Below are 21,907 nucleotides of genomic sequence, written 5' to 3'. Positions count from 1 at the left end.
GGCTCAGGGCTGCCACTCCCGGGGCATGAAATACGCCTCCGACAAGGAACCCGGGGCCCCCGGCTCACCGATCAGGCGGGCGAAGATATGACCTTCATAGCTTGCAGCCGACCAGTGCCGCGCGGCCGCGGCGTCGCCCACCGGGAATAGCTGGGGCACACGGCCGTCGAGTGCCGATTCCAGGTCGCTCACCGGAGAACGGCCGGTCGCCAGTACCACGGTATCCACTGCGTCCATCGATGACGCCTCCCCGGTGTATGCATCGAACAGGTCCAGCCGGTGCTGTCCGATGGCCTTGATGTACGTCCTGGGGCGAATAGCCACACCGGCCTCGTACAGGCGCTGCATGATAAACCGGGTCTCCTCCGCGACCTGCACCCGGGAGGACACCGGCGCGAAGGCCGGCGTCAGCAAGGTGACCTCACAGCCGCGCCTGCCGAGGACTTCCGCCACGCCGACTCCGGCATTGGTCCCCTCGGCATCGAGCACCACGACCCGCCCGACAGGTTCCACCGCGCCGAGGAGTATGTCCTCGGGGAGGCACACGAAGGGTTGCTCGCAGCCCGGAATCGGGTTGTCCCGGAAGTTGCTCTGGCCCTGCCGGTTGTGCAGGGCGCCAGTGGCGAGCACCACGGCGTCCGGACTCTCCGCGAGGATATCCGTCGCGGTCGCCTGTACCCCGGTGCGTACGTCCACCGCCAGGCGCTGCAGTTCGCTTTCCCACCACTCGATACTTTTGGCGAAGAACTCGCGGCCAGGCAGCGAGGCCCACAACGCCAGCGCGCCGCCCAGGGTTTCCCGGGCCTCCCACAGCTGGACGTGGTGGCCGCGCAACGCTGCCACGCGGGCTGCTTCCAGCCCCCCTGGGCCGGCGCCGACGACAATGACCTTGCAGGCCTTCGGCGCCGCAGGGTAGCTGTTCGGATTCAGGGCGGATTCGCGCCAGGCCGCCGGGTTGACCGGGCAGGACTGGGTGCCCTCGTGCATGCCACCGATACACCAGTTGCAGGCGATACAGGTACGACTGCGCTCCTCCCTGCCTTCGCGCGCGTTGCGCACCAGGTCCGGCTCGGCAATCAGGGCGCGCGCGGCCCCGACCATGTCACAGAGCCCGGACTCCAGTGCCGCCTCGGCCTCACCTATCGTGGTCAGGCGGCCGAGCACGCTGAGCACAGGGACATCGCCCGCGGCGTCGCGCACCGCCTCGACATAGGGTTTGTAGGGGTGCTTTTCCAGCAGTACCGGAGGCATCCCCATCCACAGCTGGTCCGGTTCCACGGCGACATCAAGGTCGACATAGTCGATCAGTCCCGAGGCCGCGATATGCGCCAGGTAGGCGCGGGCCTCCTCGGTACCGTAACCGCCCTGCAGCAGTTCGTCGCAGTTGAGGCGTATGCCTACCGCCATGTTCCCGCCCGCGGCTTCGCGCACCGCCTCCAGGGTTTCCATCACGAAACGGAGGCGGCCGTCGAAGGAGCCGCCGTAGGCGTCCTCGCGGCGGTTGAAATAGGGTGAGAGGAACTGCTCCATCACCGTGCCGTGGGAAGCGTGCATCATCACGCCATCGAAGCCCGCACGGCGCAGGTTGGCGGTGGACTCGGCGAAGCTCCGGATCACCCGGTCGATATCCGCCGTGCTCATCGCCCGGGTGGAGGCCCGGAATCCGGAAAAATCGTACTGGGAGACCGAGGGGGACAGCGCCGGGACACGCGGGCTCATGGGCTGCCACCAGCCCGGCTGTCCCCAGTGGTACCAGGGTTGGCCGAAAATTTTGCCGCCGGCATCGTGCACCGCGTCAGCCAGGGCGGCAAAACCCGGGATATTGTCCCCGGGTTGCGGGCAGGCGACCGGCGCCGCCGTGCGGTGGTAGCCGGCCATGCTGGCCACGACCAGGCCGCAGCCGCCCTCGACCCGAGCCCGGACATAGTCCACATAGGCGGGCGTGGGGCTGCCACCCACGCTGTAGGGGACCAGGTGCGGGGAGGCGTAAAAGCGGTTGTCGAGTGCCACCGGTCCCAACCGGATGGGGCTGAACACTTTCGGATACGTGGGGTGCGTCATGCGGTTGCCTCCGGCCAGCGGGTGTGGAAGACGCGCTCCCCGGCGGCCTCGGCCTCGAAACGGCCCAGCCCGTAGTCGCCCTTGATGGTGGTGCGGTGCATGATCCTCTCAAACTCCGGCGAGCAGCCCGGGGCCTCGTGCAGCATGCGCCAGTTGTCCCAGATGAGCATGTCGGTCTCCTTCCATTCGTGGTGGTAGGGACGCATGGCTTGCACCACCGCAGACCAGGCCTCCTCAAACAGCGCATCCCCCTCCTCGGTCTCCATACCTTCGAACCCCAGTGCGCCGTAGGGCGACATGTGCAGCACCTTCTCACCGTCGGGCCGGGTCCACACCGCGGGATGGATGGAGCGCGGCATGGATTTCGCGACTTCCATCAACTCCGGCCCCTTGGGCTTGAGCACGCGAAAGTTCTTCGGCAGGCCGAAGCGCTGGTGTTTGAAATACAGGTTGAGCGAGTAGATGACATTGAGCGGCTCGATCCGCTCGCGGATCGAAGCCGGTAGCGCGTGGTAAATCTGGATGCCGTCGGCGAAGCCGGTCAGTCCGCCTTCGGGCGGCACGATCACCGAGCGCAAGACCCCGGCTCGGTTGAGCTCATTGTTGTAGGAATGATCGAAGTGCCAGGGCTGCCAGCTCATCAGGGTGCGCCCGTCGATTTCGACTATCCCGCCGACATCGGTATTGCTGATGGCAATGACACCCGGCATGGAGTCCTGGTCCACCCGGGACACGGTTTTCACCGGGTGCTCCTTGAGCGGGCCGAACACGTTGCTGAGGGCAATCTGGAATTCGCTGCTGGGCTCGACGTCTTCGAAAACGATCATGCCCTGCTGTTCAAATATCGCATTGAGTTGCCGGCGCGTCTCCGCATCGTTCAGCATTTCCAGTGTGACGCCCGGAATTCTCGCGCCGAACGGAAGATCATCCTGCAACGGGCGCGGTGTTATTGATTGCATACGCCTTCTCCCCTGCCCTTGTGGGCTGTATTTATAGTGAGGGATAAGATTCCTGCGCACCTGTGAGTAACGGTGGCGAAACAGGGGGTCCAGTTTAGGTAGTTCCTGCTATAATAGGAAGCATAATTTCATATATTGCCTTCGGCGGCGGTCCGCCACCCGACCCCCGCACCCAGGCCCCGGAGAACAGCTGCCATGACCATCGAGCAACGTAAGCAAAATGCCGTAAAAATGCTGCACGCATCCGCGCGCGGCGATGCCGACGCCGTGCGCGAACTGATCAATGACGATTTCCAGTTCCGTTTCATGCAGCAAGCCGACTCCTGGTCCGCAGACGGGGAGGAGATGTCCGCGGCCCTCGACAAGGAGAATTACCTCGCCTACGGCGTGCCGGTAGCCAAACAAATCACCCGCGACGGAATGCACTTTACCGAGGAATTGATACTCGCCGACGGCGACTACATCGTGGTGTTTGGTCATTCCAATGCGGTTTCCCTCAAGGGCCAGCCCTACAACAACAACTATTGCTGGCGTATGCGGTTCAGCGGCGACCGGATCAGCGAACTCTACGAGTACTGCGACACCCACCTCGCCCACGAGGTGCTGTTCGGCTAAGCAAAGGGGTCAGAGCCCTTTTCGCTCTGGCATTCGCTACCCGCCTGCAGGCGTTACCTCCCGTCACCTCGCCAGCTTCACTGGCGCGGAGCGGTCTCTCGCCCGATTCAAAGCACACGTGGGACACAGACGATATCCCGGTTGAAAAATAGCCTGGAGGCAGGCAGGTGAATTGACCAGGAAAACGCTATGGAGAGGTTCGTTGATCGACCGACACCGAAAGCCGTACACAGCCACCTGCCTGTTCAATTATTGAACAATCCCTCGACACTCCCACATTAAGTCCGTATAGTGCCCGCCCCCGCTGAGCGTCCCCGCAACAGCGATACCCAATCGCCAATATCCCTGGTTGCAAACCCGCAGGAATAGACTCTTGATCACCACCGCGAACATCACCATGCAGTTCGGCGCCCAGCCGCTGTTTGAAAACATCTCCGCCAAGTTTGGCAACGGCAACCGCTACGGGCTGATCGGGGCCAATGGCTGTGGCAAGTCGACCTTCATGAAAATCCTCAGCGGCGCACTGGCCCCCACCGCGGGCAATGTATCCATCGCGCCGGGCTGCACCCTGGGCATCCTCAGCCAGGACCAGTTCGCGTTCGAGGAATTCAGCGTGATCGATACCGTGATCATGGGCGACGCGGAACTGTGGAAGGTCAAGCAGGAACGCGAGCGCATCTATGCCCTGCCAGAAATGAGCGAGGAAGACGGCATGCGGGTGGCGGAGCTCGAGGTCCTGTTCGCGGAAATGGACGGCTACAGCGCGGAGAGCCGCGCCGGCGAGATCCTGCTGGAAGCGGGCATCGAGGAATCCTTCCACTTCGGCCTGATGAAGCAGGTCGCCCCCGGCTGGAAGCTGCGGGTGCTGCTGGCCCAGGCGCTCTTCGGGGACCCGGACATCCTGCTGCTGGACGAGCCCACCAACAACCTGGATATCCACACCATCCACTGGCTGGCGGAAATGCTGAACCAGCGCAAAAGCACCATGATCATCATTTCCCACGATCGCCACTTCCTCAACTCGGTATGCACCCACATGGCGGATATCGACTACGGCGAGTTGCGCATCTTCCCTGGCAACTATGAGGCCTTTGTCGCGGCGTCCACCCTGATCCAGGAACAGCTGCACGCGGGCAACGCCAAGAAGGCCGCGGAACTCGAGGAACTGCAGAGCTTCGTCAACCGCTTCTCCGCCAATGCCTCCAAGGCCAAGCAGGCCAGCTCACGGGCGAAGAAAATGGAGAAAATCAAACTGGATGAGATCAAGCCGTCCAGCCGGGTTTCCCCCTACATTACGTTCAACCAGTGTAAAAAGCTGCACCGCCAGGCGCTGACCCTGGAAGGTCTCGCCCACGGCTTCGACGGGGTACAACTGTTCAAGGGCGGAGAAATGCTGGTGGAAGCCGGCACCCGCCTGGCGGTGATCGGTGAAAACGGCGCCGGCAAGACCACCTTCCTGCGCTGCCTCGTCGATGAGCTCCAGGCGGACGGCGGTGTGATCAAGTGGTCGGAGAACGCTGCCATCGGTTACTGCCCCCAGGACAGCAGCGCGGACTTCAGCGGCGACCTCACCATCTTCGAGTGGATGAGCCAGTGGCGCACCCCGAAGCACGACGACCTTGCTGTGCGCGGCATGCTCGGCCGCCTGCTGTTCACCGCGGACGATGCCAACAAGAAGGCCAGCGTCTGTTCCGGCGGGGAAAAGAACCGCCTGTTGTTTGGCAAGCTGATGATGATGGACACCAATGTCCTGATCATGGACGAGCCCACCAACCACATGGATATGGAATCCATCGAGGCCCTGAACAAGGCGCTGGCCAACTACGACGGCACACTGATTTTCGTCAGCCACGACCGCCAGTTCGTCTCCTCACTGGCCACCCGGGTGGTGGAGATCAAGGACCAGGCCCTGGTGGATTTCCAGGGCACCTACGACGAGTACCTCGAACACAAGGCCAGGGCTGAATCGAAGGCCGCGTAAGAAAAAAAGGGGTCAGAGCCCTTTTTGGCCATTTCAGATTACCGACTAAAGGGGGCAGGACTCTTTTCAGTGCCTGGCCCCCGATCGTACTGCTCAATCAAATCCAATCAAAAAGGGCTCGGACCCCTTTTCCCCCCTATTCCGTTTCCATCGCCACTGGCCTACGATGAACCCCGCTCGTCGCGCTCATATTCAACCGGGGCTCATTACCAGACAAGACACGACGGGCGCTCTCCGGGGACAGGGAAAGAACTCAATGAAAAAGCTGAAAACGGCCGTCTTGTACCGCCCTTTCATCTGCATCCTGCTGGGAATGATTTCCAGCCAGGCTGCGGCCATGCAGATCTTCGTCAGGACCATGACCGGCAAAAACATCGTGCTGGAGGTGGAACCAAACGACACCATCGACAACGTCAAACAGAAAATCCAGGACAAGGAGGGTATTCCCCCGGCCCAACAGCGGCTGATCTTTGCGGGCAAACAACTCGAGGAAGGCAGATCCCTGCAGGACTACAATGTCCAGAAGGAATCGACCCTGCACCTGGTGCTGCGCCTCGTCAGGTCACTGAGTGCCCCGCTGCCGGGTGGCGGCACGGGGACAGTCCGCTTCGACACCTCGGACCCCGATTGCGGTTTAAATGGCGTACCCGTGTTCCTGACACCGGATTCAGCGCCCGAGGGTTATTCACTCCCCCATGGCGTAGCCTCATTTACCGTCGATAACTGCGCCGAGGGCGCTGAAATCCAGGTCACGCTGGACTACGGGATTACACTGGCGCCGGGAAGCACCGTCTGGAAATCCGACCCGTGGCGGCGAATAGCAGGGGCAAGGGTCTCGGGCAGCACCATCACCTACAGCGTGACGGACGGTGGCCCCAATGACGCAGACGGCATGGTCAACGGCACCATCGTCGACCCGGTGGGAGCCGCGGCGCCCCTGGGAGCGAGGGCTGTACCCACCCTGCCACTGTGGGCACTGGGCTGGCTGGTCGCGATATCGGCAATCTGCGGCGCCGTGCGCGCCCGTCGGCGATAAAGGGGCCAGGACCCTTTTCGCCCGTGTTGGAGGCGTCATAATGCCCACCAAAATCGTCAACGGCACAGAGTTGTACTACGAGGAACGCGGCTCCGGTCCGGAAACCATCGTATTCTCCCACGGCTTGTTGATGAGCGGGCGGATGTTCGACGCCCAGGTCGAGGCTCTCAGCCAACGCTACCGCTGTATCTGTTACGATCACCGCGGCCAGGCGCGCAGCGCGGTCGCAAAATCCGGCTACGATATGGACACACTGACCGACGACGCCGTCGCGCTGATCAAGGCGCTGGACGCCGCGCCCTGTCACTTTGTCGGCCTGTCCATGGGCGGCTTCGTCGGTATGCGTCTGGCCTTTCGCCATCCGCAGTTACTGCGCTCCCTGGTGTTGATGGAAACCTCCGCGGACCCGGAGGTGAACGTAAAACCCTACCGGAGGCTGGCGTTCATCGGCCGCTGGTTCGGTTTCCGCGCGGTAGTCACCCCGCTCATGGGAATCCTCTTCGGCCATAGTTTTCTCAATGATCCGGAGCAGGAGGAAACCCGCCAATTCTGGAAGAAGCACCTGCTCAATCTCAATCGCAGGGGCACGGCCAGGGCCGCGCACGGCGTCATCGACCGCGACGGCGTCTACTCGCAGTTGGGCAGTATTACCCTGCGGACACTGGTCATGGTGGGCGATGAGGACGTAGCCACGGTGCCGGCGAAGGCAGAGCGGATTCATGCCGCCATCGCGGGATCGACACTTGCTGTCATCCCTGGCGCCGGACATTCGGCATCCATCGAGCAACCTGCACTGGTCACCGCCGCCCTGGAGAATTTTTTCCCTTGAAGGGATCAGCTTAGATTCATGCTGCCTTACGCTGTTGCACCTGCAACTTGAATCCAAGCAGAGCCCTTTTTGGTCACTTTGATTTGAGCACAATTTACCGTCCGCACCGGCAAATCTGCAGTGCACCGCTCGATAAACCAGCCTGATTCCGTACCGCCGGCACCCCATCAAAGCCGTTCAAAATGGGCTCTGACCCCTTAAATCAAAATAAACCTCCATGTCCTGCGCCACACGCAAGCCGCCACCCAGCACTGAGAATGGCTGCAGGCCCAACTCCGCTTGTTGCAACACGAGATTGCCCGTCACCTTGACTGCGCCATCGCGTTCCTCCAGCGCGAAACTGTGACGCTGCTGCGAGTGCTGTCCGTTGACGCTGATAGCCACGAGCGCACTCAGTTGCTCTCCCTCCCTGCGGAAATGGGTGAGACTGACGTCGATCCACGGCCACTGCTGCGGATCGAGGACGTGCAACATGAGGTTGTCGCGGGTGCCTGCTACCGTCGCTGCATCGAGCGGGGTATCCAGTGCATGGCGGGCGCGCGCATCGGGCGGGTCTACCTGCATCCCGGCAACCGCAAAGCGCAGGTCAGCGCGCGCCTGTGACAGGTCCGCGGGGTGCCAGAGAAAGCCACGCGGTGCGCTCAGCACCACGACATGATCGTGCCCGAACTTCGCCAACGGCCCATCCGGGTGTACCACCACTTCGACGCGCGAGCGCGACGCATCGAGTGTATAGACAGCAGACTCGGGCCCCTCGACAGCCGCATAGTCAAATGCCGGCCATCCAGCAGCCGGGGCGGTGCTGGTGGTTTGGGGCTCACGGACTGGCTGGCAGGCAGGGAGGAACAACACCAGGCCGATCAGCGAAAGCGCCCGGGAAAGTCCGCCAGCCACCGGGCTATTCGCCACGCACCAGCTGCACGCGGTAGCGCACTGCGACGGCATCCGCGAGGTCCGTGTCCGTGGCCCACTCACCACTGCCGACATGCCAGCGGGTTCGCGAGAGCTCCACTTCGCCTTCCAGAACCGCGGCATCGCCGTCCACCTGCCAGTCGAAGGGCAACTGGAGTTCAACCTGCAAGCCCTTCAGGGTGAGATGGCCGGTAGCGAGGTACGCGGCGCCTGCAGGTGCGATATGCTCGCTGCGGTAACTGGCCCGTGGAAATTTGCTCACGTCGAACCAGTCCGGCTGCTGCAACTCCGCGTTGGCCTCGTCGTCCTGCATGTCCGCTGATCCGGTGTCCACACTTACCAACAGGGCGGTGGGACGACCACCGGGATCGCAATCGATAGCGACATCGAACGAGGAGAAACGCCCGGTCATAGCCTGCCCCGCATAGGTCGCGGTAAAGCTGAGCTCACTGCCATCCTGCACAGCCTGCCAGCGGCAGGCCGCGGTCGCTTCGCGCGACAGGGCTGCCAGGCAGACCGCGAGAATGCAGTGAACAGCACGCATCAATCGCGCCCCAACATGCGCAACAGCACATCATCGCGCTTGACGAAATGGTGGTAGAGCGCCGCTGCGGTGTGGACGACAAGGAGAACGATCAACACCGTCACCAGTAACTCGTGCAGTTCCTCGCCGATTCTGTGTAGTTGCCGGTCGGGCTCGATGAACGAAGGCAGCGGAATCACCCACCAGAGTTTCCACGGCGCCGCCGAGGTATCAGCCACCATCCAGCCAGACAACGGCAGGCCGATGATCGCGAGATAGAGGGCGATATGGGTAAGTTGTGCCAGCCGTATCTCCCAACCCTTGCTGCCCGCAGGCGGTGGTGGCACGGGGTGAGTCACGCGCCAGACCAGGCGCAGCACTACCAACAACACCAGGGTCACGCCGAGCGATTTGTGCGCCACCATCATGTCGACCTTGGCGGGCGAGCGCGCCATCTCGTGCCCTACCCACCCGAGTACTGCCTGTGCAGCAATGAGCAGGGCGATGATCCAGTGTAACCAGCGGTTGACGGGGTGCCAGGCAAGGGGTGTGGACGAGAGCATACTAGCGACTCCTGTAGTCACCGAATTCGATGTGGCAGCTAGAGTATAGGACAACAAAAAAGGGGTCAGAGCCCTTTTCGGACACATCTGATGGCCGCCGGGGCAAGCCAGGCCAGCGTTATTTTTGCGCGAGGTATCCCGCGCGGATCAGGCAAGACGACGCCTATAAAGGGGGGCGGCGGCGGGCGATTTTATTCTATACTCGATGCATACAGTGACCGCATTCAGAGGATTCATCCTTGCCCAGCTTCCGCATAGCCCCAGCATTAGCCTCTAGCCTGTTGCTCCTCTCACTGGCGGCGCCCGCTTCGGAACAGGAAATTCGCGACGATATTGCGCTCGGCTCACAGGTCTTTGCGGAGATCTGCGCGAAGTGCCACCAGGACAACGGCGAGGGCGAGGGAGCCCTCTATCCCTCACTCCACAATCCCGCCCTGTTGCACGACCGGTCGCTGCTCATCCAGACCATCCTCAACGGCCGTAAAGGGCACCTGGAAGGCGCTGCGGACAAGGATACAACCCTGATGCCCCCGCTCAATTTCCTCACCGATACCGAAATCGTGGCGATCATTGCCTACATCACCAACAGTTGGGGCGGCGAGGTTCTGGTAGTCACTGAAAAGGAAGTACAGGCGGCCAGGGCCTCGATGCCATCCAGCGAATAAGGGGCCATTGCCCTCTCCCCGCCGAGGATTGAATCGTGGAACTCGTTGAAATCGAAAATATCAAGAAACTGAAAGCGCGCTATTTCCGCTGCATGGACACCAAGGACTGGAATGGCTGGCGCGACGTGTTCACAGAAGACGCCACCCTGCTCTTTGATCTCGCCGTGTCTACCGGCGGCCAGGATGGAAACCCGGCACCCAGGCTGGAAGGCCGTGAGGCGATCGTAGACTATGTGGCGGATGTATTTGCGACGGCGCAAACCATGCACCATGGCCACATGCCGGAAATTGACCTCGTCAGCGACAGTGAAGCGCGGGGCATTTGGGCGATGGAAGATATCATCGACTCGGGCGATGGTGACATCACCCACGGCTTCGGCCACTACCATGAAACCTATCGGAAAGTTGATGGTGCCTGGAAGATCGCTGCCACGCACCTTACCCGGGTGCGTATAGCCAGGACCGTAGCGGGTTAGGCCAGCAGGGAGGACAGGTCACCCGGTTGCCGCGTTCGAGTGCGCAGTAAATATACCCGGCTCCCCGCTGCCATCTTGCAATAGCCGGGCAGACCGTCCCTAAACTTCAGCCTCGAGCGGCGCAAACGAGCACACGGTGTCCATGCCCAACACATGCATCGCGCGGCCCAGGCCCATCCAGGCGGCGATCGAATAGGTCATCTCGACGATTTCCTCGTCGCTGAAGACCGACTTGGCCAGCGCCCAGAATTCCTCGTCTGCGGAAATTGCCTGCGGCGCTTCTCCCATGCCCTCGGCGTAGGCGATGGCCACGCGCTCGCGGGTACTGTAGCCGGGGTAGTCGCGCCAGTTGAGGACATTCTGGTAGTAGGCCTCGTCGGGCGCCGGGCCGTGTGTGTAGACGGAATTCTCCAGGTCGCCGTCAAAGACTTCGAAGAGCCCCGGGAAATCGCGCGCACCGCGGAAGTTCTTGCAGACATTGCAGCCGTTGATCAGCGCGGTGCGATAGCGCGCGCCTTCCAACTCGCGCAGCGACAGCGTGCTGTGCTGGTAGGGCTGGGCGCCGTAGTTCTGCGCCGCCGCGAGAATTTCCGAGGGATAGCGACGGCCGAGATTGGCTGTCGGGTTTTCGCGATACTCTTCTGGAAGGTCCACGCGCATTGCTGCTTCCTCCATCGTTATCTGGTTATGGGTACAGTTTACCTTAACTCCCCCGCTACACCCTACAAGGAGCCAGGACATGTTTGCACGCCTGCGGCGTAACCATCACACGCCCGGTCGACGCGGGGCGCATCCCCCCTGCCCCTTTACTTCGAGGATTCTCCCGCCAGCTTCTGCTGCGCCCGCGCCGCTTCTGCGGTTTTATCGCGCGGCGCGATAGCATGGGTGCGCACGGTCTGGGCGCGGTTGTCGACGGTGCTGATCAGCCGGGCACGCTCGATATTGCCCGGCGTACTCACGATCCAGACCGGACCGTTGGCGATATTCTCCAGGCCTTCGCGCGCCACGGTCTCCGGCGGTTCGGCCAGTTCCACGGGCATACCGAGCCGGGCCATGGCCGGGGTGGCGGTAAAACCGATATTAAGATGCAGGACATCGACGCCGAGCGGCGCCATTTCAGCCCACAGGGATTCGGAAAAGATGCGGCTGAAAGCCTTGGAACCGGTATAGGCGGCAAGAGTGGGGGAACCGAGGTAACTGCTGAGGGAGCCGCCGAGGATTATCCCGCCGCGTCCCCGAGCGGCCATCAGCGCCCCGTAGTGCCGTGCGAAATTCGCCTGGCCGAGCACATTGATTGCAATCACCGATTGCGTCACCTCTTCCGGCAGCTCGACGAACAGCCCGCGGGTGTTATTCGCACCGGCGTTATAGACCAGCAGGCCGACCTCGATATCATCGGTCACCGCACGCACCTGCGAGAGCACAGCGGGCTGGCTCAAATCTGCCGACAGGACCCGCACCTCGGCGCCCAGTTCACGCAATTCAGCGGCCAGCGTTTCCAGTGGCTCAGGCTTGCGCGCCACCAGCACCAGCTTGAATCCATCCGCCGCCAGCAGGCGGGCGAAGGCTGCACCCACACCCTCCGAGCCGCCTATCACCAGTGCCCATGGGCCGTATTTTTGCAGGTCTGCCATCCGGGTTGCCTCGTTATTGTTTGCTGTGGCCTGAATGTGGCAAGCAGTCGAGTCCATTTCTCCTGGCTATCGAGATGAACTACCCGGTCAGTTTAGCCAAGTTCCGGCAAGCGGCGAGAAACTTTTCCAATACAGGCGCCAGTTTGGCTGACAGCCTCCTGCAATCCGGGATTGCGCTCTCCTGCAATTGGCCGACCTGGACGTTAAGACGCCAGGCGAACCGTTCCCTCCGGTACCGGTCAACCTGTTGGGGCTACCCTTAGCGGTTCTCGGCCTGTTGGCCAGTGGGTTCTGGTATATCAGGAAGCCGAAGAAACAGGCGTTAAACTCCGGGGCTGGTTACAGGCACTGGAAAGCAGCATGCTTCAGTAATGCTTGTCCACTCGCCCCCTCGTCAACCCATAGAGCACACCGATCAGGACCAGAAACTCGAGCGCCACTATCCCGACCTGTCCCAACGTCAAATTGGCACCCGCAGGTACATCGTTGATGCTGTGGATCACCCCGACGCCGACAAAAAACAGCAGTGTGACTGCCCAGCCCTCGAGCGAGACGGGAATCCACAGGCGTTTGTGGATTCCCTTGAACCAAATTTTCCCTGTGGACACCAGGCTACTCCAGTCACGTTGATGCGATTACAACTCTATCACGGGCGAGCAGGTAACCGCCCCTGGTTCCCTACTGTATGGCTTCATTCACAATGCTGGCCATGGAGGTTTCAACCTCGCCGGCAATTTCAGCAAGTGCCGGATTGCTGGATAAGCCACTTAACATGTCCGCCGGCTGGATATAGCCGATTTTCACCTGCCCCTGTTCTGTGTACACAGAGATTCTACAGGGCAGGGCCATATTCAATCGCACATCGATTGCCAGGACTTTCGAAGCCTGCAGCGGATTGCAGACCTCGAAAACCCTGCATTCTTCGGCGTAATCGATCCCCTTGCTCCTGAGCGTATTGCCCAGGTCGTGAACATGCAGGACGCCAAACCCGTTGCGCTTCACGGCGGCGTCCAGGTCACGGGATGTGTCCTCAAACGACTTGCTACTTTCAAGGATCGTATACATCTCTTTCTTCCTATTCAGGGACAACGCCCTTTTTCATTGGCCCTGTTCAGGTCAACTACCAGAAGGGCCCTGGCCGCTCTATTGCTATTCTCCGCTCACTGTATCCGGGCGGCGTCAACCCGGTGCTGCAGCCGTTTGAAGCGCGTACCGAGGAAGAGCAGCAACGCGCCAATGAGGAGCGCGGCAATCCCGATGACCCAGGAGATGACGGCGACACCGGAGCCCGGCCAGAATGCAAGCACGAACCCCACAGCCGCCATGCCGAGCCCGATTCGCCGGGTGGTTTCCCTGGTCGGGTCGTCCACGGGCAGTTGCCGCGCGGTGGTGATCTGGCCGAAGCCGACAAAAAAGACCGCGGCGCCGAGAGTGATCAGCAGTGTGCGCAAGGTGGCACCCGGCCAGAAGACCAGAACCACGCCGATCGCAAGCACCAGGATGGCCTGGGCGAATTGTTCGTGCAGCGTCGAATGCCGCAGTGCGCCAACCAGCGTGGTCGCGCCGTCGGCAAGACAGTAGACACCTACCGCCAGCAGGAGCAATCGCAGGTTCTGGTCCGGCCAGAAAAGCGCGAAAACGCCCAGCAGCACCGCCAGCACTCCACGCAGCACCAGAAACCACCAGACGTTGCCGAGCTTGCCGGCGACACCGGCCTTCACGCCCACGGCAACCGCCTCCAGGGTTGGACGGTTATTCTCGTTATCCATGGCTCCATCCACTATTGTTGTAAATGTCGGAAGTAGTTATAGGCCACTCCAGCGCTGGTGAAAAGCTGCACGGGAAAAACAGTGGAGCAATATCGAGACGCTGGAAGGTTCCTGCCGCTGCAGCAAGGTGAAATGGCACTTCGAGGGGCTTGTTAACTTCGAAGACCTGCCCCGCGATGGCAAGTGCGTTGCCGGTTACTGGCTCTGAATCCTGCGCGCTCCCCGGATAACGCCTGGCCCTTCTGCACCGCCAGGCTAAAAATGCACCATAAAAGGCCCTTATTTCCCGCCCTCCCCCTGATATCAGCCCTGTAAATTTCTCACATATCAATTATTGCTTGGTCCTGGCCAGCACGCTGGACCATGCTGATTCCCGATCCGCGTGACACCAGCCACAGCATCCGCTGTGGTTGTAACTTCAACAATGGAAGTGGGAGGAGCGGGAAATGAAACGATTGACCGTGGCAGTACTGGCAGGCCTGGTCGGCGCATCAGGTGCCGCCGCCCAGGGGGAAGGCAACCTTGGCAGGTACAGCGTTCGCGTGTACCAGGAGAGTGCAGCGGGCGCTAACGACTTTATTTTCAACTACGTGGGCAAACTGACCGCATTCGACGCCCACAACCGCGAAGCCGCGGATGTCTATAACTTCATTGACGGCTCCTATAACGGCGACTTGCTGAATCCACCCTTCCCCAGCGACGTGGCCTCCGGTTCCCGATTCTTCCTGGTAGAGGCGAGCGACCTCGCCCTTGCCCTGTTTATCATCCACGATGCGAATGAAGCCACTGACGGCGCCGGGGCCGAGTGGGCCAGGGTGACCTTCAGCATCGCCGATCCCAACCCCGCCGACGAGCTGGAACCCGATGAGGAAATGCCGTTCACCCTCATCGAAACCGCCGGACCCGCGGACCAGTATACGGTGCTATCCGGGCAATCGACGATGCGCAACCGGTGGTTTCCCGGATTCTCGGACGGTGCCGCGCTCAATGTCGCGGAAGTTTTGAGGGGGCCGGGTGGCGCTCTCACCATAGAGTTCGACGAACTGGACAACCCGACGGTGATTTCAGTCGGCCAGGATGAGGAATTCGTCTACGACCCGCCCTTCCTGCTCGACAGCTGGAGCGCCAAAGGGCCCGGCAGTTCGCCGCAACTGAACCTCGCGCTGGAAACCGGTCGCCGGGTAATGCTGGTCAACGCCTCGCCGGTTGCCGTTATCGAGGATGAGATCGACAGGGAAAGCGAGGCCCAGGACGAACTGAGGAAAGCCCTTGAACCCTACGGCCCCAACGACGATTTTGAAGAGGACCTTGGAGAACTGGATGATCGCAGGAACGAAGAGCTGAACGAGAAGAAAGCAACCTATGAAGGGTACGATGCGCAATTTGACGAAAACAAGAAAGAGGCCGAGAAGAACGGCTACGAGGAAGAGAAGGACGCGAAAGCTGCCGAAGTGCGCGTGAAGGATCTCAGCAAGACCATCAAGGACGACGACAAGGGCAGGCCCCTGGACGTGAAAACCGGGAAACTGGACAAGAAAGGCTACCTGGATGACCCCGAGGTCAAGACAGCAGTGCTGAAATCCTATGATGTCGACAACAAACTCAACAAGCAGGACATCGCGATCCTGCAAGCCGAACTAGAGGAAGCGACGAAGTTCAGCGTCAATGCCAGGACCCGATCTCCCGAAGACTCGCCAAATATCGACAAGGCTCTCAGCGAGGCGGAGACCGACCTGGGTGAAACGTGGAGGCGTGCGTCGACGTTCGAAAGCCAGCTGAAAGATGCGAAAATCGGTGCCAGCAAGGAACTGATTCTCTCACTGGAGACCAGGCAGAAGGCCGTGGTAAAACAGATCAAGAAATCCTATGAATCCCTGACATCCCTCAACCGGAAGTCCACCGAAAGCCTGACAAGAGTCCCGTAATACCGGCGCGGCCCGCCACTCTGCCTCGCGGCGCAATTGAACAAATCGAATCTTCGCTTACACTGAGGTTTGATCTGGAGCGCAGGGAGCGGGCTCGCGCCAATGAAAATGAACCTGAGGTCGGTAGACCTGAATCTACTGCCCGTGTTCGATGCGATCATGGAAACCGGCCAACTGTCACAGGCCGGTGAAAAACTGGGTATGAGCCAGCCCGCGGTAAGCGCGGCACTGCAGCGCCTGCGCGACACACTGGGCGACGAGCTGTTTGTGCGTACCCGCTACGGCATGTCGCCGACGCCCCGGGCGAGTGAAATCTACGCCACCACCTCGCAGGCGCTGGAAATGCTGCGCAGCGAATTTGAGCAATCCCGAGCCTTCGAACCAGCCAACTGCGCGCGGCATTTCACCATCATGGGCGGCGATTACGTGGAACTGTTGCACCACGGCCCGCTGGTTGCCCTGCTGGCCAGGGAGGCGCCGGGCATTACCACCGAGATTACCCCGCTGATGCCAGGCGATTACGCCCGCCCCTTACTGAACGGAGAAATCGACGTCGCCGTGCACTACGCCATACCGGCGGACCGCGGGCTGGAATCGACACGGGTACTGGAAGACCGGCTGGCCGTGGTCTGTCGCAGCGATCATCCACGCGCGGCAACCCGCCTTACAACTGCAACATTTTGCGCAGAACAGCACGTTACCCTGCTGCCCACACCCAGCGGCACGGGGCATTTCGAGAGTTTCATGGGCAACAACCGAGTAGAACGCAGGCCGGGAGCCCGGGTAACCCAGTTCAGCGCCATGATCCCGGTCATCCTGCATACCGATCAACTGTGCATCATGCCCCATGCCCTCGCCAGCTTCTTCGCGGCGCGCGAATCGTTGGTTGTGCATGAACTGCCGATCCCCGCACCTCCCCTGGCCGTTTACCTGGTATGGGCGCGGCGCTACCACAGAGACCCGGCCCACCATTGGCTGCGGGAGCAGTTGCGGGCGGTCATGGCCGGCTGAGGCAATGACCCTCGCGCCCACTGCCAGCCCGGGACCCCATCAAAATCGGCCAAAAAGGGCTCTGACCCCTAAAACTTTTCACGGTGACAACAGCCGGGCGACCGCTGCCCCGGCCATGCCGGCCAGGCGCTTGTGCCAGCGCCCCGCACTGCCCCTGCTGAGTACCGATTCCTCCCACCCGTACACACCCCATGCTGCCTTGAACCCCAACCAGCGCAGCGGTTCCGGCTCCCAGCGCCGCAGTACATCCGCGCTATTACCCCGGAATACCCAGGGCAGGCAGGTGCGCACGCTGTCCTGGTCAAGGACAAGCTCGGCAAGGGTCAGCCCGAACAGGAAGGACGCGCCCACACCCTCCCCCGTATAGCCGCCCGCCGTGCCCTCCCCACGGGCCCTGTCGTAGACCACATGCGGTGCAAACCGGCGGGCAATACCGAGCGTTCCGCCCCAGGCATGGGTAAACGCTGCCTGTTCCAGCACCGGGAAAAAGCTGCGGGCGAGTCGGCGGCGGGTCTCGAAGGCGGGATCGTCCCCGGAGAACGAACTGATCGGCTTGCCCCCAAAGCGATAGCCGCCCCGGGCACCGAACACCAGCCGGTCATCCTGCGTTCGCTGCACGTAAGTGGCCAGCCTGCTGTAATCGGACAGCACCTGCCGGCCGGCGAGGCCGATCTCGTCCCAGATGGCAGCGGACAGCGGTTCGCTTATCACCATGCCGCTCTGGAATGGCAGGATAAATGGCCGCCCGGATTTCGTGGCGCTATCGGCGCCGGCCCCGTAACCCTCCAGAGCCGAGATCACGACGGGGGCGCGCACGCGACTGGTCGCGGTGTGCAATTCGCCGGCAGACGATGCGATCACCCTGCTGCCCTCGTGGATGCGCACGCCATGGCGCTCCACCACACTAGCCAGTCCCGTCACCAGTTTCGCGGGCTGCACGGCGGCGACATGTGGAGTGAAGATCGCCCCGCGGCCACCGGCAACGCGCGCAAGCTGGCGAAGTTCATCCGCGTCCAGCCAGCGGTAATCCGCCTCGCTATGCCCCGCGGCGCGCAGCGCAGCGAGGTGCGCGCGGGCCATGGCCAGTTGCCCGGGGTAGCGGGCCGCGGCATAGATCGCGCCGCCATGGGCAAAATCGCAATCGATCCCCTCGCGCTGCAATACTTCGCCAGCCCGCGCGGGAATGCTGTGAACTTCGCGGTAAGCGAGCGTGCGCAGGTCTTCATTACGGGCCGCAAGATAGCTGTCCAGCCCCGCGATCTCGCCCATCAGCCAGCCGCCGTTGCGGCCGGATGCGCCGAAACCCACGTGCTCCGCTTCCAGTATCACGATGGATAATTCGGGCTTGAGTTGCTTCAGGTGGTAGGCCGTCCAGAGCCCGGTATAGCCTGCGCCGACGATGGCGATGTCAACGTCGATGTCCTGCTGCAGGGAAGGCCTTGCGCCTGCACCGTTGGTGAGGCTGTCGAACCAGTAGCACTGGCGCAAATCGTGGTGCATGGACGTCTATCAGCTTGGTTTCGGGGACAGTTTAGCCGACTCCGGTAGCGGGAGCGGCGGGCGGGCCAATCCAGTCGGCGTTCAGGCGAACATTCCCCGAAGCTCAACCAGCCCCGCCAGCGCCGTCATTGCTAATTTACCCGGCGGCACCGCCAGTCCCGCCAGTCCCGCCAATGCCACCAGTGCCACCAGTGCCACCAGCGCCACCAGTGCCACCAGTGGCGCCGGCCCCGCCAGTGCCGCCAACTCCACCAGCACCGCCATCACCACCAGCACCACCAGCACCGCCATCACCACCGGCACCACCAACGCCACCAGCACCAGCATCACCGCCAGCACCCCCAACTCCACCAACACCAAACACTGCGCAGCTGTACGCTGTCGAACAACTGGCGCCAATGGCGAGCACCAGACCCGCCACACACTCGTCCGCAGGCGACGAGCTGGTGCAGTATGGCGGCGCCACCACTGTACCGATGGTCAGGGGGACACCGGAAGTATTGGTGTAAATCGCATCGATCTGGGGAATATCGACGGTGCCGCCGGTCGGCTTGTCGAGGTTGATCCACTCGGTGTCCGCTGCGGTGACAGAGGGAATTTGCAGGCCGGCAGCAATACCTGCACCGAGCCCGGAAACCACCAGCAGCGCGCCAAGCAGGCGCCCGCCGGATTGATTGCGCAGGGTTCGAATTCCCAGAAGGGCCAGGCCAACGGCAAGCGGTAGCAAAAGCAGCGCGGGTATCGGCACCGGCGCTGCCGCGGCGGCGTCCGCGAGGCTTGGCACATAGCTCAGTGAGCCGGTGGCGGTTTGCGCCAGCGCGGGGCCGGCCATGGCCGATAAAACGATAAACCCGGAAGTAAGCCTCATCCCTGAATGCTCCTGTGCATGTCATGAAAGTGCATTTTACAATCCCGGAAGAAGACCACAACCCTGCCCGTATAGTCAGGCACTGGTGGGCACCACCCACCTTCCTGGCCGCCGGTCGCGATATTTCGGCGCCCCGGCAGCATGAAGGCTGACAATGAAACCGGAGCGGGAAGACACCGGGGCCAAATTTCGCGATTAATACCGGAATGGGTGTTGAGAAAACTGGCCCAACAGCCAACTATAATGGGGTGCAAAGACTGTCGTCCCAGACTGCCCGGGGCGGCCTCCAGCAAACTGGCCACGATCACACAGAGGACGCCCGCAGATGAAGTTTCGCTTCCCCATTGTCATCATCGATGAAGATTTTCGCTCGGAGAATTCCAGCGGCCTGGGGGTTCGCGCCCTGGCCGAGGCCATCGAGAACGCCGGCATGGAAGTGCTCGGGGTCACTAACCCCGCAGACACCGCGAGCCTGGCCCAGCAGAGCGCCCGCGCCTCCGCCTTCATCCTGTCGATCGACGACGAAGAATTCTCCACCCCCGAGGATGAAGAGGCCGCCCTGCTCCGCCTGCGCACCTTCGTCCAGGAAGTCCGCTTCAAGAACGCCGACGTGCCGCTCTTCCTCTACAGCGAGACGCGTACCTCCCGCCACGTCACCAACGACATCCTGCGCGAGCTGCACGGCTTCATCCACATGTCCGAGGACACCCCGGAGTTTGTCGCCCGCTACATCATCCGCGAGGCCAAGGACTACCTGAAAGGCGTGGCGCCGCCGTTCTTCCGCGAACTGGTGAAATACGCCCAGGACGGTTCCTACTCCTGGCACTGCCCGGGGCACTCCGGCGGGGTCGCCTTCCTGAAGTCTCCCGCCGGGCAGATGTTCCACCAGTTCTTCGGCGAGAACATGCTGCGCGCGGACATCTGCAACTCGGTGGACGAGATTGGCTCCCTGCTCGACCACACCGGCCCGGTGGCCGCCAGCGAGCGCAACGCGGCGCGTATCTTCAACACCGACCACCTGTTCTTCGTCACCAACGGCACCTCGACCTCGAACAAGATCGTCTGGAACTCCATCGTCGCCCCGGGTGACGTGGTGGTGGTCGACCGCAACTGCCACAAGTCGGTGCTGCACTCGATCACCCTGACCGGGGCGATCCCGGTCTTCCTCATGCCAACCCGCAACCACTACGGCATCATCGGGCCCATCCCGCGCAGGGAATTCTCCATCGAGACCATCCGCCGCAAGATCGCCGCCAACCCCTTTATCGACGACAAGTCGGCCAGGCCGCGCATCCTGGCGCTGACCCAGTCCACCTATGACGGCATCGTCTATAACTGCGACATGATCAAGGACGCCCTCGACACCGAGATAGACGCCCTGCACTTCGACGAGGCCTGGCTGCCGCACGCCAACTTCCACCCCATCTACCACGGCATGCACGCCATCGGCCAGGACCGGGCGCGCTCCCGCGACGCGCTGGTGTTCTCCACCCAGTCGACCCACAAGCTGCTGGCGGGACTGTCGCAGGCCTCGCAGATTCTGGTGCAGAACTCCGAAACCCGGACGCTGGACGTGGGCCGCTTCGACGAGGCCTACCTGATGCACACCTCGACCTCGCCGCAGTACTCCATCATCGCCAGTTGCGACGTCAGCGCGGCCATGATGGAGCCCCCCGGCGGCACCGCGCTGGTCGAGGAGTCCATCCTCGAGTCCATGGACTTCCGCCGCGCCATGCGTCGCGCCGGTGAGGAATTCGGCAGCGATGCCTGGTGGTTCAGGATCTGGGGGCCGGACTACCTGGCGGAGGAAGGCATCGGCGAAGCTGCCGACTGGGCGCTGAAGGCCAACGAGCGCTGGCACGGCTTCGGCGATGTCGCCGAGGGCTTCAACATGCTCGACCCGATCAAGGCGACCATCCTCAATCCGGGCCTCGACGTCGACGGCAATTTCGACGACGTGGGCATCCCCGCCGCGGTGGTCACCAACTACCTCGGCGAGCACGGCATCTACGTGGAGAAGACCGGCCTGTACTCATTCTTCATCATGTTCACCATCGGCATTACCAAGGGCCGCTGGAACTCACTGGTCACCGAACTGCAGCAGTTCAAGGATGCCTACGACCAGAACCATCTGCTGTGGAAGATCATGCCCGACCTGGTGGAGGAATACCCGGGGTACGAGAACGTGGGCCTGCGCGACCTCTGCCAGGGCCTGCACGAGATCTACAAGGCCAACGACATCGCCCGGGTAACCACCGAGATGTACCTCTCCGACCTGGCCCCGGCGATGCGCCCGATCGACGCCTACACCGCACTGGTGCACGGCAAGGTGGAGCGCGTGCCCATCGACGAGTTGGAGGGCCGCATCACTGCCATCCTGCTGACGCCCTACCCGCCCGGCATTCCGCTGCTGATTCCCGGCGAGCGCTTCAACAGCGCCATCGTGCGCTACCTGCGTTTCGCCCGCGACCTGCACGGCCGCTTCCCCGGCTTCGACGCGGACATCCACGGCCTGACCGTCGAGGAAGTCGACGGCAAGACCGAGTACTACATCGACTGTGTCATCGACGACTGAGGTTG

General features: G+C 62.1%; 21 protein-coding genes and 1 pseudogene. 9 read left to right on the top strand and 13 right to left on the bottom strand.

Annotated elements, in window-relative coordinates; genetic code table 11:
* Nucleotides 1-3 precede the first annotated feature (3 nt).
* Both ACNKU3_RS03600 and ACNKU3_RS03595 read right to left on the bottom strand, forming a co-directional pair.
* Nucleotides 4-2,061, bottom strand: coding sequence for an FAD-dependent oxidoreductase (locus ACNKU3_RS03600; protein ID WP_418258051.1), 2,058 nt, complete (start codon nt 2,059-2,061; stop codon nt 4-6).
* Nucleotides 2,058-3,020 carry a TauD/TfdA dioxygenase family protein gene (locus ACNKU3_RS03595; protein WP_418258050.1) on the bottom strand — a complete coding sequence of 321 codons (963 nt, stop codon included), beginning with the start codon at nt 3,018-3,020 and terminating at the stop codon, nt 2,058-2,060. The genes ACNKU3_RS03600 and ACNKU3_RS03595 overlap by 4 nt, the downstream gene beginning before the upstream one ends.
* A 195-nt stretch (nt 3,021-3,215) precedes the next feature.
* On the opposite strand from ACNKU3_RS03595, the gene ACNKU3_RS03590 reads away from it, so the two are divergent.
* From ACNKU3_RS03590 to ACNKU3_RS03575, 4 genes are all read left to right on the top strand, one after another.
* Nucleotides 3,216-3,635 carry a nuclear transport factor 2 family protein gene (locus tag ACNKU3_RS03590; RefSeq protein ID WP_418258049.1) on the top strand — a complete coding sequence of 140 codons (420 nt, stop codon included), beginning with the start codon at nt 3,216-3,218 and terminating at the stop codon, nt 3,633-3,635.
* A gap of 373 nt (nt 3,636-4,008) precedes the next feature.
* The gene (locus ACNKU3_RS03585; RefSeq protein ID WP_418258048.1) at nt 4,009-5,616 is read left to right on the top strand and encodes an ABC-F family ATPase; all 1,608 of its coding nucleotides are present in this window, start codon (nt 4,009-4,011) and stop codon (nt 5,614-5,616) included.
* Nucleotides 5,617-5,872: 256 nt separating this feature from the next.
* The gene (locus ACNKU3_RS03580) at nt 5,873-6,652 is read left to right on the top strand and encodes a ubiquitin-like protein (RefSeq protein ID WP_418258047.1); all 780 of its coding nucleotides are present in this window, start codon (nt 5,873-5,875) and stop codon (nt 6,650-6,652) included.
* Between the two features lie 40 nt (nt 6,653-6,692).
* Nucleotides 6,693-7,481, top strand: a complete 789-nt coding sequence (locus ACNKU3_RS03575) for an alpha/beta fold hydrolase (protein WP_418258046.1) — start codon at nt 6,693-6,695, stop codon at nt 7,479-7,481.
* Nucleotides 7,482-7,658: 177 nt separating this feature from the next.
* Here the strand turns inward: ACNKU3_RS03575 and ACNKU3_RS03570 are convergent, their stop codons facing one another.
* The 3 genes from ACNKU3_RS03570 to ACNKU3_RS03560 are packed head-to-tail and all read right to left on the bottom strand — an operon-like array spanning nt 7,659 to nt 9,479.
* A complete protein-coding gene (locus ACNKU3_RS03570) occupies nt 7,659-8,390 on the bottom strand; it encodes a hypothetical protein (RefSeq protein WP_418258045.1) in 732 nt (243 codons plus the stop codon).
* Complete coding sequence (locus ACNKU3_RS03565; RefSeq protein ID WP_418258044.1) at nt 8,380-8,937, bottom strand: YceI family protein; 558 nt, start codon at nt 8,935-8,937, stop codon at nt 8,380-8,382. Before ACNKU3_RS03565 ends, ACNKU3_RS03570 begins: the two co-directional genes overlap by 11 nt.
* Complete coding sequence (locus ACNKU3_RS03560; RefSeq protein WP_418258043.1) at nt 8,937-9,479, bottom strand: cytochrome b; 543 nt, start codon at nt 9,477-9,479, stop codon at nt 8,937-8,939. Before ACNKU3_RS03560 ends, ACNKU3_RS03565 begins: the two co-directional genes overlap by 1 nt.
* A gap of 281 nt (nt 9,480-9,760) precedes the next feature.
* Here ACNKU3_RS03560 and ACNKU3_RS03555 point away from each other — a divergent pair, with 281 nt between their 5' ends.
* Both ACNKU3_RS03555 and ACNKU3_RS03550 read left to right on the top strand, forming a co-directional pair.
* Nucleotides 9,761-10,144 carry a c-type cytochrome gene (locus tag ACNKU3_RS03555; RefSeq protein WP_418258042.1) on the top strand — a complete coding sequence of 128 codons (384 nt, stop codon included), beginning with the start codon at nt 9,761-9,763 and terminating at the stop codon, nt 10,142-10,144.
* Nucleotides 10,145-10,179: 35 nt separating this feature from the next.
* Nucleotides 10,180-10,620, top strand: a complete 441-nt coding sequence (locus ACNKU3_RS03550; RefSeq protein ID WP_418258041.1) for a nuclear transport factor 2 family protein — start codon at nt 10,180-10,182, stop codon at nt 10,618-10,620.
* Between the two features lie 99 nt (nt 10,621-10,719).
* Here ACNKU3_RS03550 and ACNKU3_RS03545 read toward each other — a convergent pair whose 3' ends face one another.
* The 5 genes from ACNKU3_RS03545 to ACNKU3_RS03525 all read right to left on the bottom strand — a co-directional run bounded on the left by ACNKU3_RS03545 (nt 10,720) and on the right by ACNKU3_RS03525 (nt 14,023).
* The gene (locus tag ACNKU3_RS03545; RefSeq protein ID WP_418258040.1) at nt 10,720-11,280 is read right to left on the bottom strand and encodes a carboxymuconolactone decarboxylase family protein; all 561 of its coding nucleotides are present in this window, start codon (nt 11,278-11,280) and stop codon (nt 10,720-10,722) included.
* Nucleotides 11,281-11,426: 146 nt separating this feature from the next.
* Nucleotides 11,427-12,254 carry an SDR family NAD(P)-dependent oxidoreductase gene (locus tag ACNKU3_RS03540; RefSeq protein WP_418258039.1) on the bottom strand — a complete coding sequence of 276 codons (828 nt, stop codon included), beginning with the start codon at nt 12,252-12,254 and terminating at the stop codon, nt 11,427-11,429.
* Nucleotides 12,255-12,619: 365 nt separating this feature from the next.
* The gene (locus ACNKU3_RS03535; protein WP_418258038.1) at nt 12,620-12,862 is read right to left on the bottom strand and encodes a hypothetical protein; all 243 of its coding nucleotides are present in this window, start codon (nt 12,860-12,862) and stop codon (nt 12,620-12,622) included.
* Nucleotides 12,863-12,932: 70 nt separating this feature from the next.
* Nucleotides 12,933-13,319 (bottom strand): DUF302 domain-containing protein, encoded by a 387-nt coding sequence (locus tag ACNKU3_RS03530; RefSeq protein WP_418258037.1) that lies wholly within the window; start codon nt 13,317-13,319, stop codon nt 12,933-12,935.
* Nucleotides 13,320-13,414: 95 nt separating this feature from the next.
* Nucleotides 13,415-14,023 (bottom strand): HdeD family acid-resistance protein, encoded by a 609-nt coding sequence (locus ACNKU3_RS03525; protein WP_418258036.1) that lies wholly within the window; start codon nt 14,021-14,023, stop codon nt 13,415-13,417.
* 446 nt (nt 14,024-14,469) lie between these two features.
* Between ACNKU3_RS03525 and ACNKU3_RS03520 the strand changes: the two genes are divergently transcribed.
* Together ACNKU3_RS03520 and ACNKU3_RS03515 are read left to right on the top strand one after the other, a co-directional pair.
* On the top strand, nt 14,470-15,948 hold the full coding sequence (locus ACNKU3_RS03520) for a hypothetical protein (RefSeq protein WP_418258035.1): 1,479 nt from the start codon (nt 14,470-14,472) through the stop codon (nt 15,946-15,948).
* A 102-nt stretch (nt 15,949-16,050) separates the two neighbouring features.
* Nucleotides 16,051-16,959, top strand: a complete 909-nt coding sequence (locus ACNKU3_RS03515) for a LysR family transcriptional regulator (RefSeq protein ID WP_418258034.1) — start codon at nt 16,051-16,053, stop codon at nt 16,957-16,959.
* Nucleotides 16,960-17,037: 78 nt separating this feature from the next.
* On the opposite strand, the gene ACNKU3_RS03510 is transcribed toward ACNKU3_RS03515, so the two are convergent.
* The 3 genes and pseudogenes from ACNKU3_RS03510 to ACNKU3_RS03500 form a co-directional block, all read right to left on the bottom strand.
* A complete protein-coding gene (locus ACNKU3_RS03510; protein ID WP_418258033.1) occupies nt 17,038-18,459 on the bottom strand; it encodes an NAD(P)/FAD-dependent oxidoreductase in 1,422 nt (473 codons plus the stop codon).
* Nucleotides 18,460-18,540: 81 nt separating this feature from the next.
* Nucleotides 18,541-18,816, bottom strand: coding sequence for a hypothetical protein (locus ACNKU3_RS03505; RefSeq protein WP_418259043.1), 276 nt, complete (start codon nt 18,814-18,816; stop codon nt 18,541-18,543).
* Between the two features lie 28 nt (nt 18,817-18,844).
* Nucleotides 18,845-19,327 (bottom strand): annotated as a pseudogene (locus ACNKU3_RS03500) (midcut-by-XrtH protein); the annotation flags it as partial.
* Nucleotides 19,328-19,652: 325 nt separating this feature from the next.
* On the opposite strand from ACNKU3_RS03500, the gene ACNKU3_RS03495 reads away from it, so the two are divergent.
* Nucleotides 19,653-21,902, top strand: coding sequence for an Orn/Lys/Arg decarboxylase N-terminal domain-containing protein (locus ACNKU3_RS03495; RefSeq protein ID WP_418258032.1), 2,250 nt, complete (start codon nt 19,653-19,655; stop codon nt 21,900-21,902).
* Nucleotides 21,903-21,907: the final 5 nt, after the last annotated feature.

The organism is Haliea sp. E17, assembly GCF_048323675.1.
GTDB lineage: Bacteria > Pseudomonadota > Gammaproteobacteria > Pseudomonadales > Halieaceae > Mangrovimicrobium.
The sequence above is the reverse complement of the archived record's forward strand: the minus strand, read 5'-3'. Positions and strand labels throughout refer to the sequence as shown.

Bases quoted from the DNA above. Each gene is read 5' to 3' on its own strand.
- ACNKU3_RS03515 (WP_418258034.1), top strand. From the start codon at position 16,051: ATGAAAATGAACCTGAGGTCGGTAGACCTGAATCTACTGCCCGTGTTC.
- ACNKU3_RS03540 (WP_418258039.1), bottom strand. From the start codon at position 12,254: ATGGCAGACCTGCAAAAATACGGCCCATGGGCACTGGTGATAGGCGGC.
- ACNKU3_RS03510 (WP_418258033.1), bottom strand. From the start codon at position 18,459: ATGCACCACGATTTGCGCCAGTGCTACTGGTTCGACAGCCTCACCAAC.
- ACNKU3_RS03520 (WP_418258035.1), top strand. From the start codon at position 14,470: ATGAAACGATTGACCGTGGCAGTACTGGCAGGCCTGGTCGGCGCATCA.
- ACNKU3_RS03595 (WP_418258050.1), bottom strand. From the start codon at position 3,020: ATGCAATCAATAACACCGCGCCCGTTGCAGGATGATCTTCCGTTCGGC.
- ACNKU3_RS03580 (WP_418258047.1), top strand. From the start codon at position 5,873: ATGAAAAAGCTGAAAACGGCCGTCTTGTACCGCCCTTTCATCTGCATC.
- ACNKU3_RS03545 (WP_418258040.1), bottom strand. From the start codon at position 11,280: ATGCGCGTGGACCTTCCAGAAGAGTATCGCGAAAACCCGACAGCCAAT.
- ACNKU3_RS03525 (WP_418258036.1), bottom strand. From the start codon at position 14,023: ATGGATAACGAGAATAACCGTCCAACCCTGGAGGCGGTTGCCGTGGGC.
- ACNKU3_RS03495 (WP_418258032.1), top strand. From the start codon at position 19,653: ATGAAGTTTCGCTTCCCCATTGTCATCATCGATGAAGATTTTCGCTCG.
- ACNKU3_RS03575 (WP_418258046.1), top strand. From the start codon at position 6,693: ATGCCCACCAAAATCGTCAACGGCACAGAGTTGTACTACGAGGAACGC.
- ACNKU3_RS03600 (WP_418258051.1), bottom strand. From the start codon at position 2,061: ATGACGCACCCCACGTATCCGAAAGTGTTCAGCCCCATCCGGTTGGGA.
- ACNKU3_RS03530 (WP_418258037.1), bottom strand. From the start codon at position 13,319: ATGTATACGATCCTTGAAAGTAGCAAGTCGTTTGAGGACACATCCCGT.
- ACNKU3_RS03565 (WP_418258044.1), bottom strand. From the start codon at position 8,937: ATGCGTGCTGTTCACTGCATTCTCGCGGTCTGCCTGGCAGCCCTGTCG.
- ACNKU3_RS03560 (WP_418258043.1), bottom strand. From the start codon at position 9,479: ATGCTCTCGTCCACACCCCTTGCCTGGCACCCCGTCAACCGCTGGTTA.
- ACNKU3_RS03590 (WP_418258049.1), top strand. From the start codon at position 3,216: ATGACCATCGAGCAACGTAAGCAAAATGCCGTAAAAATGCTGCACGCA.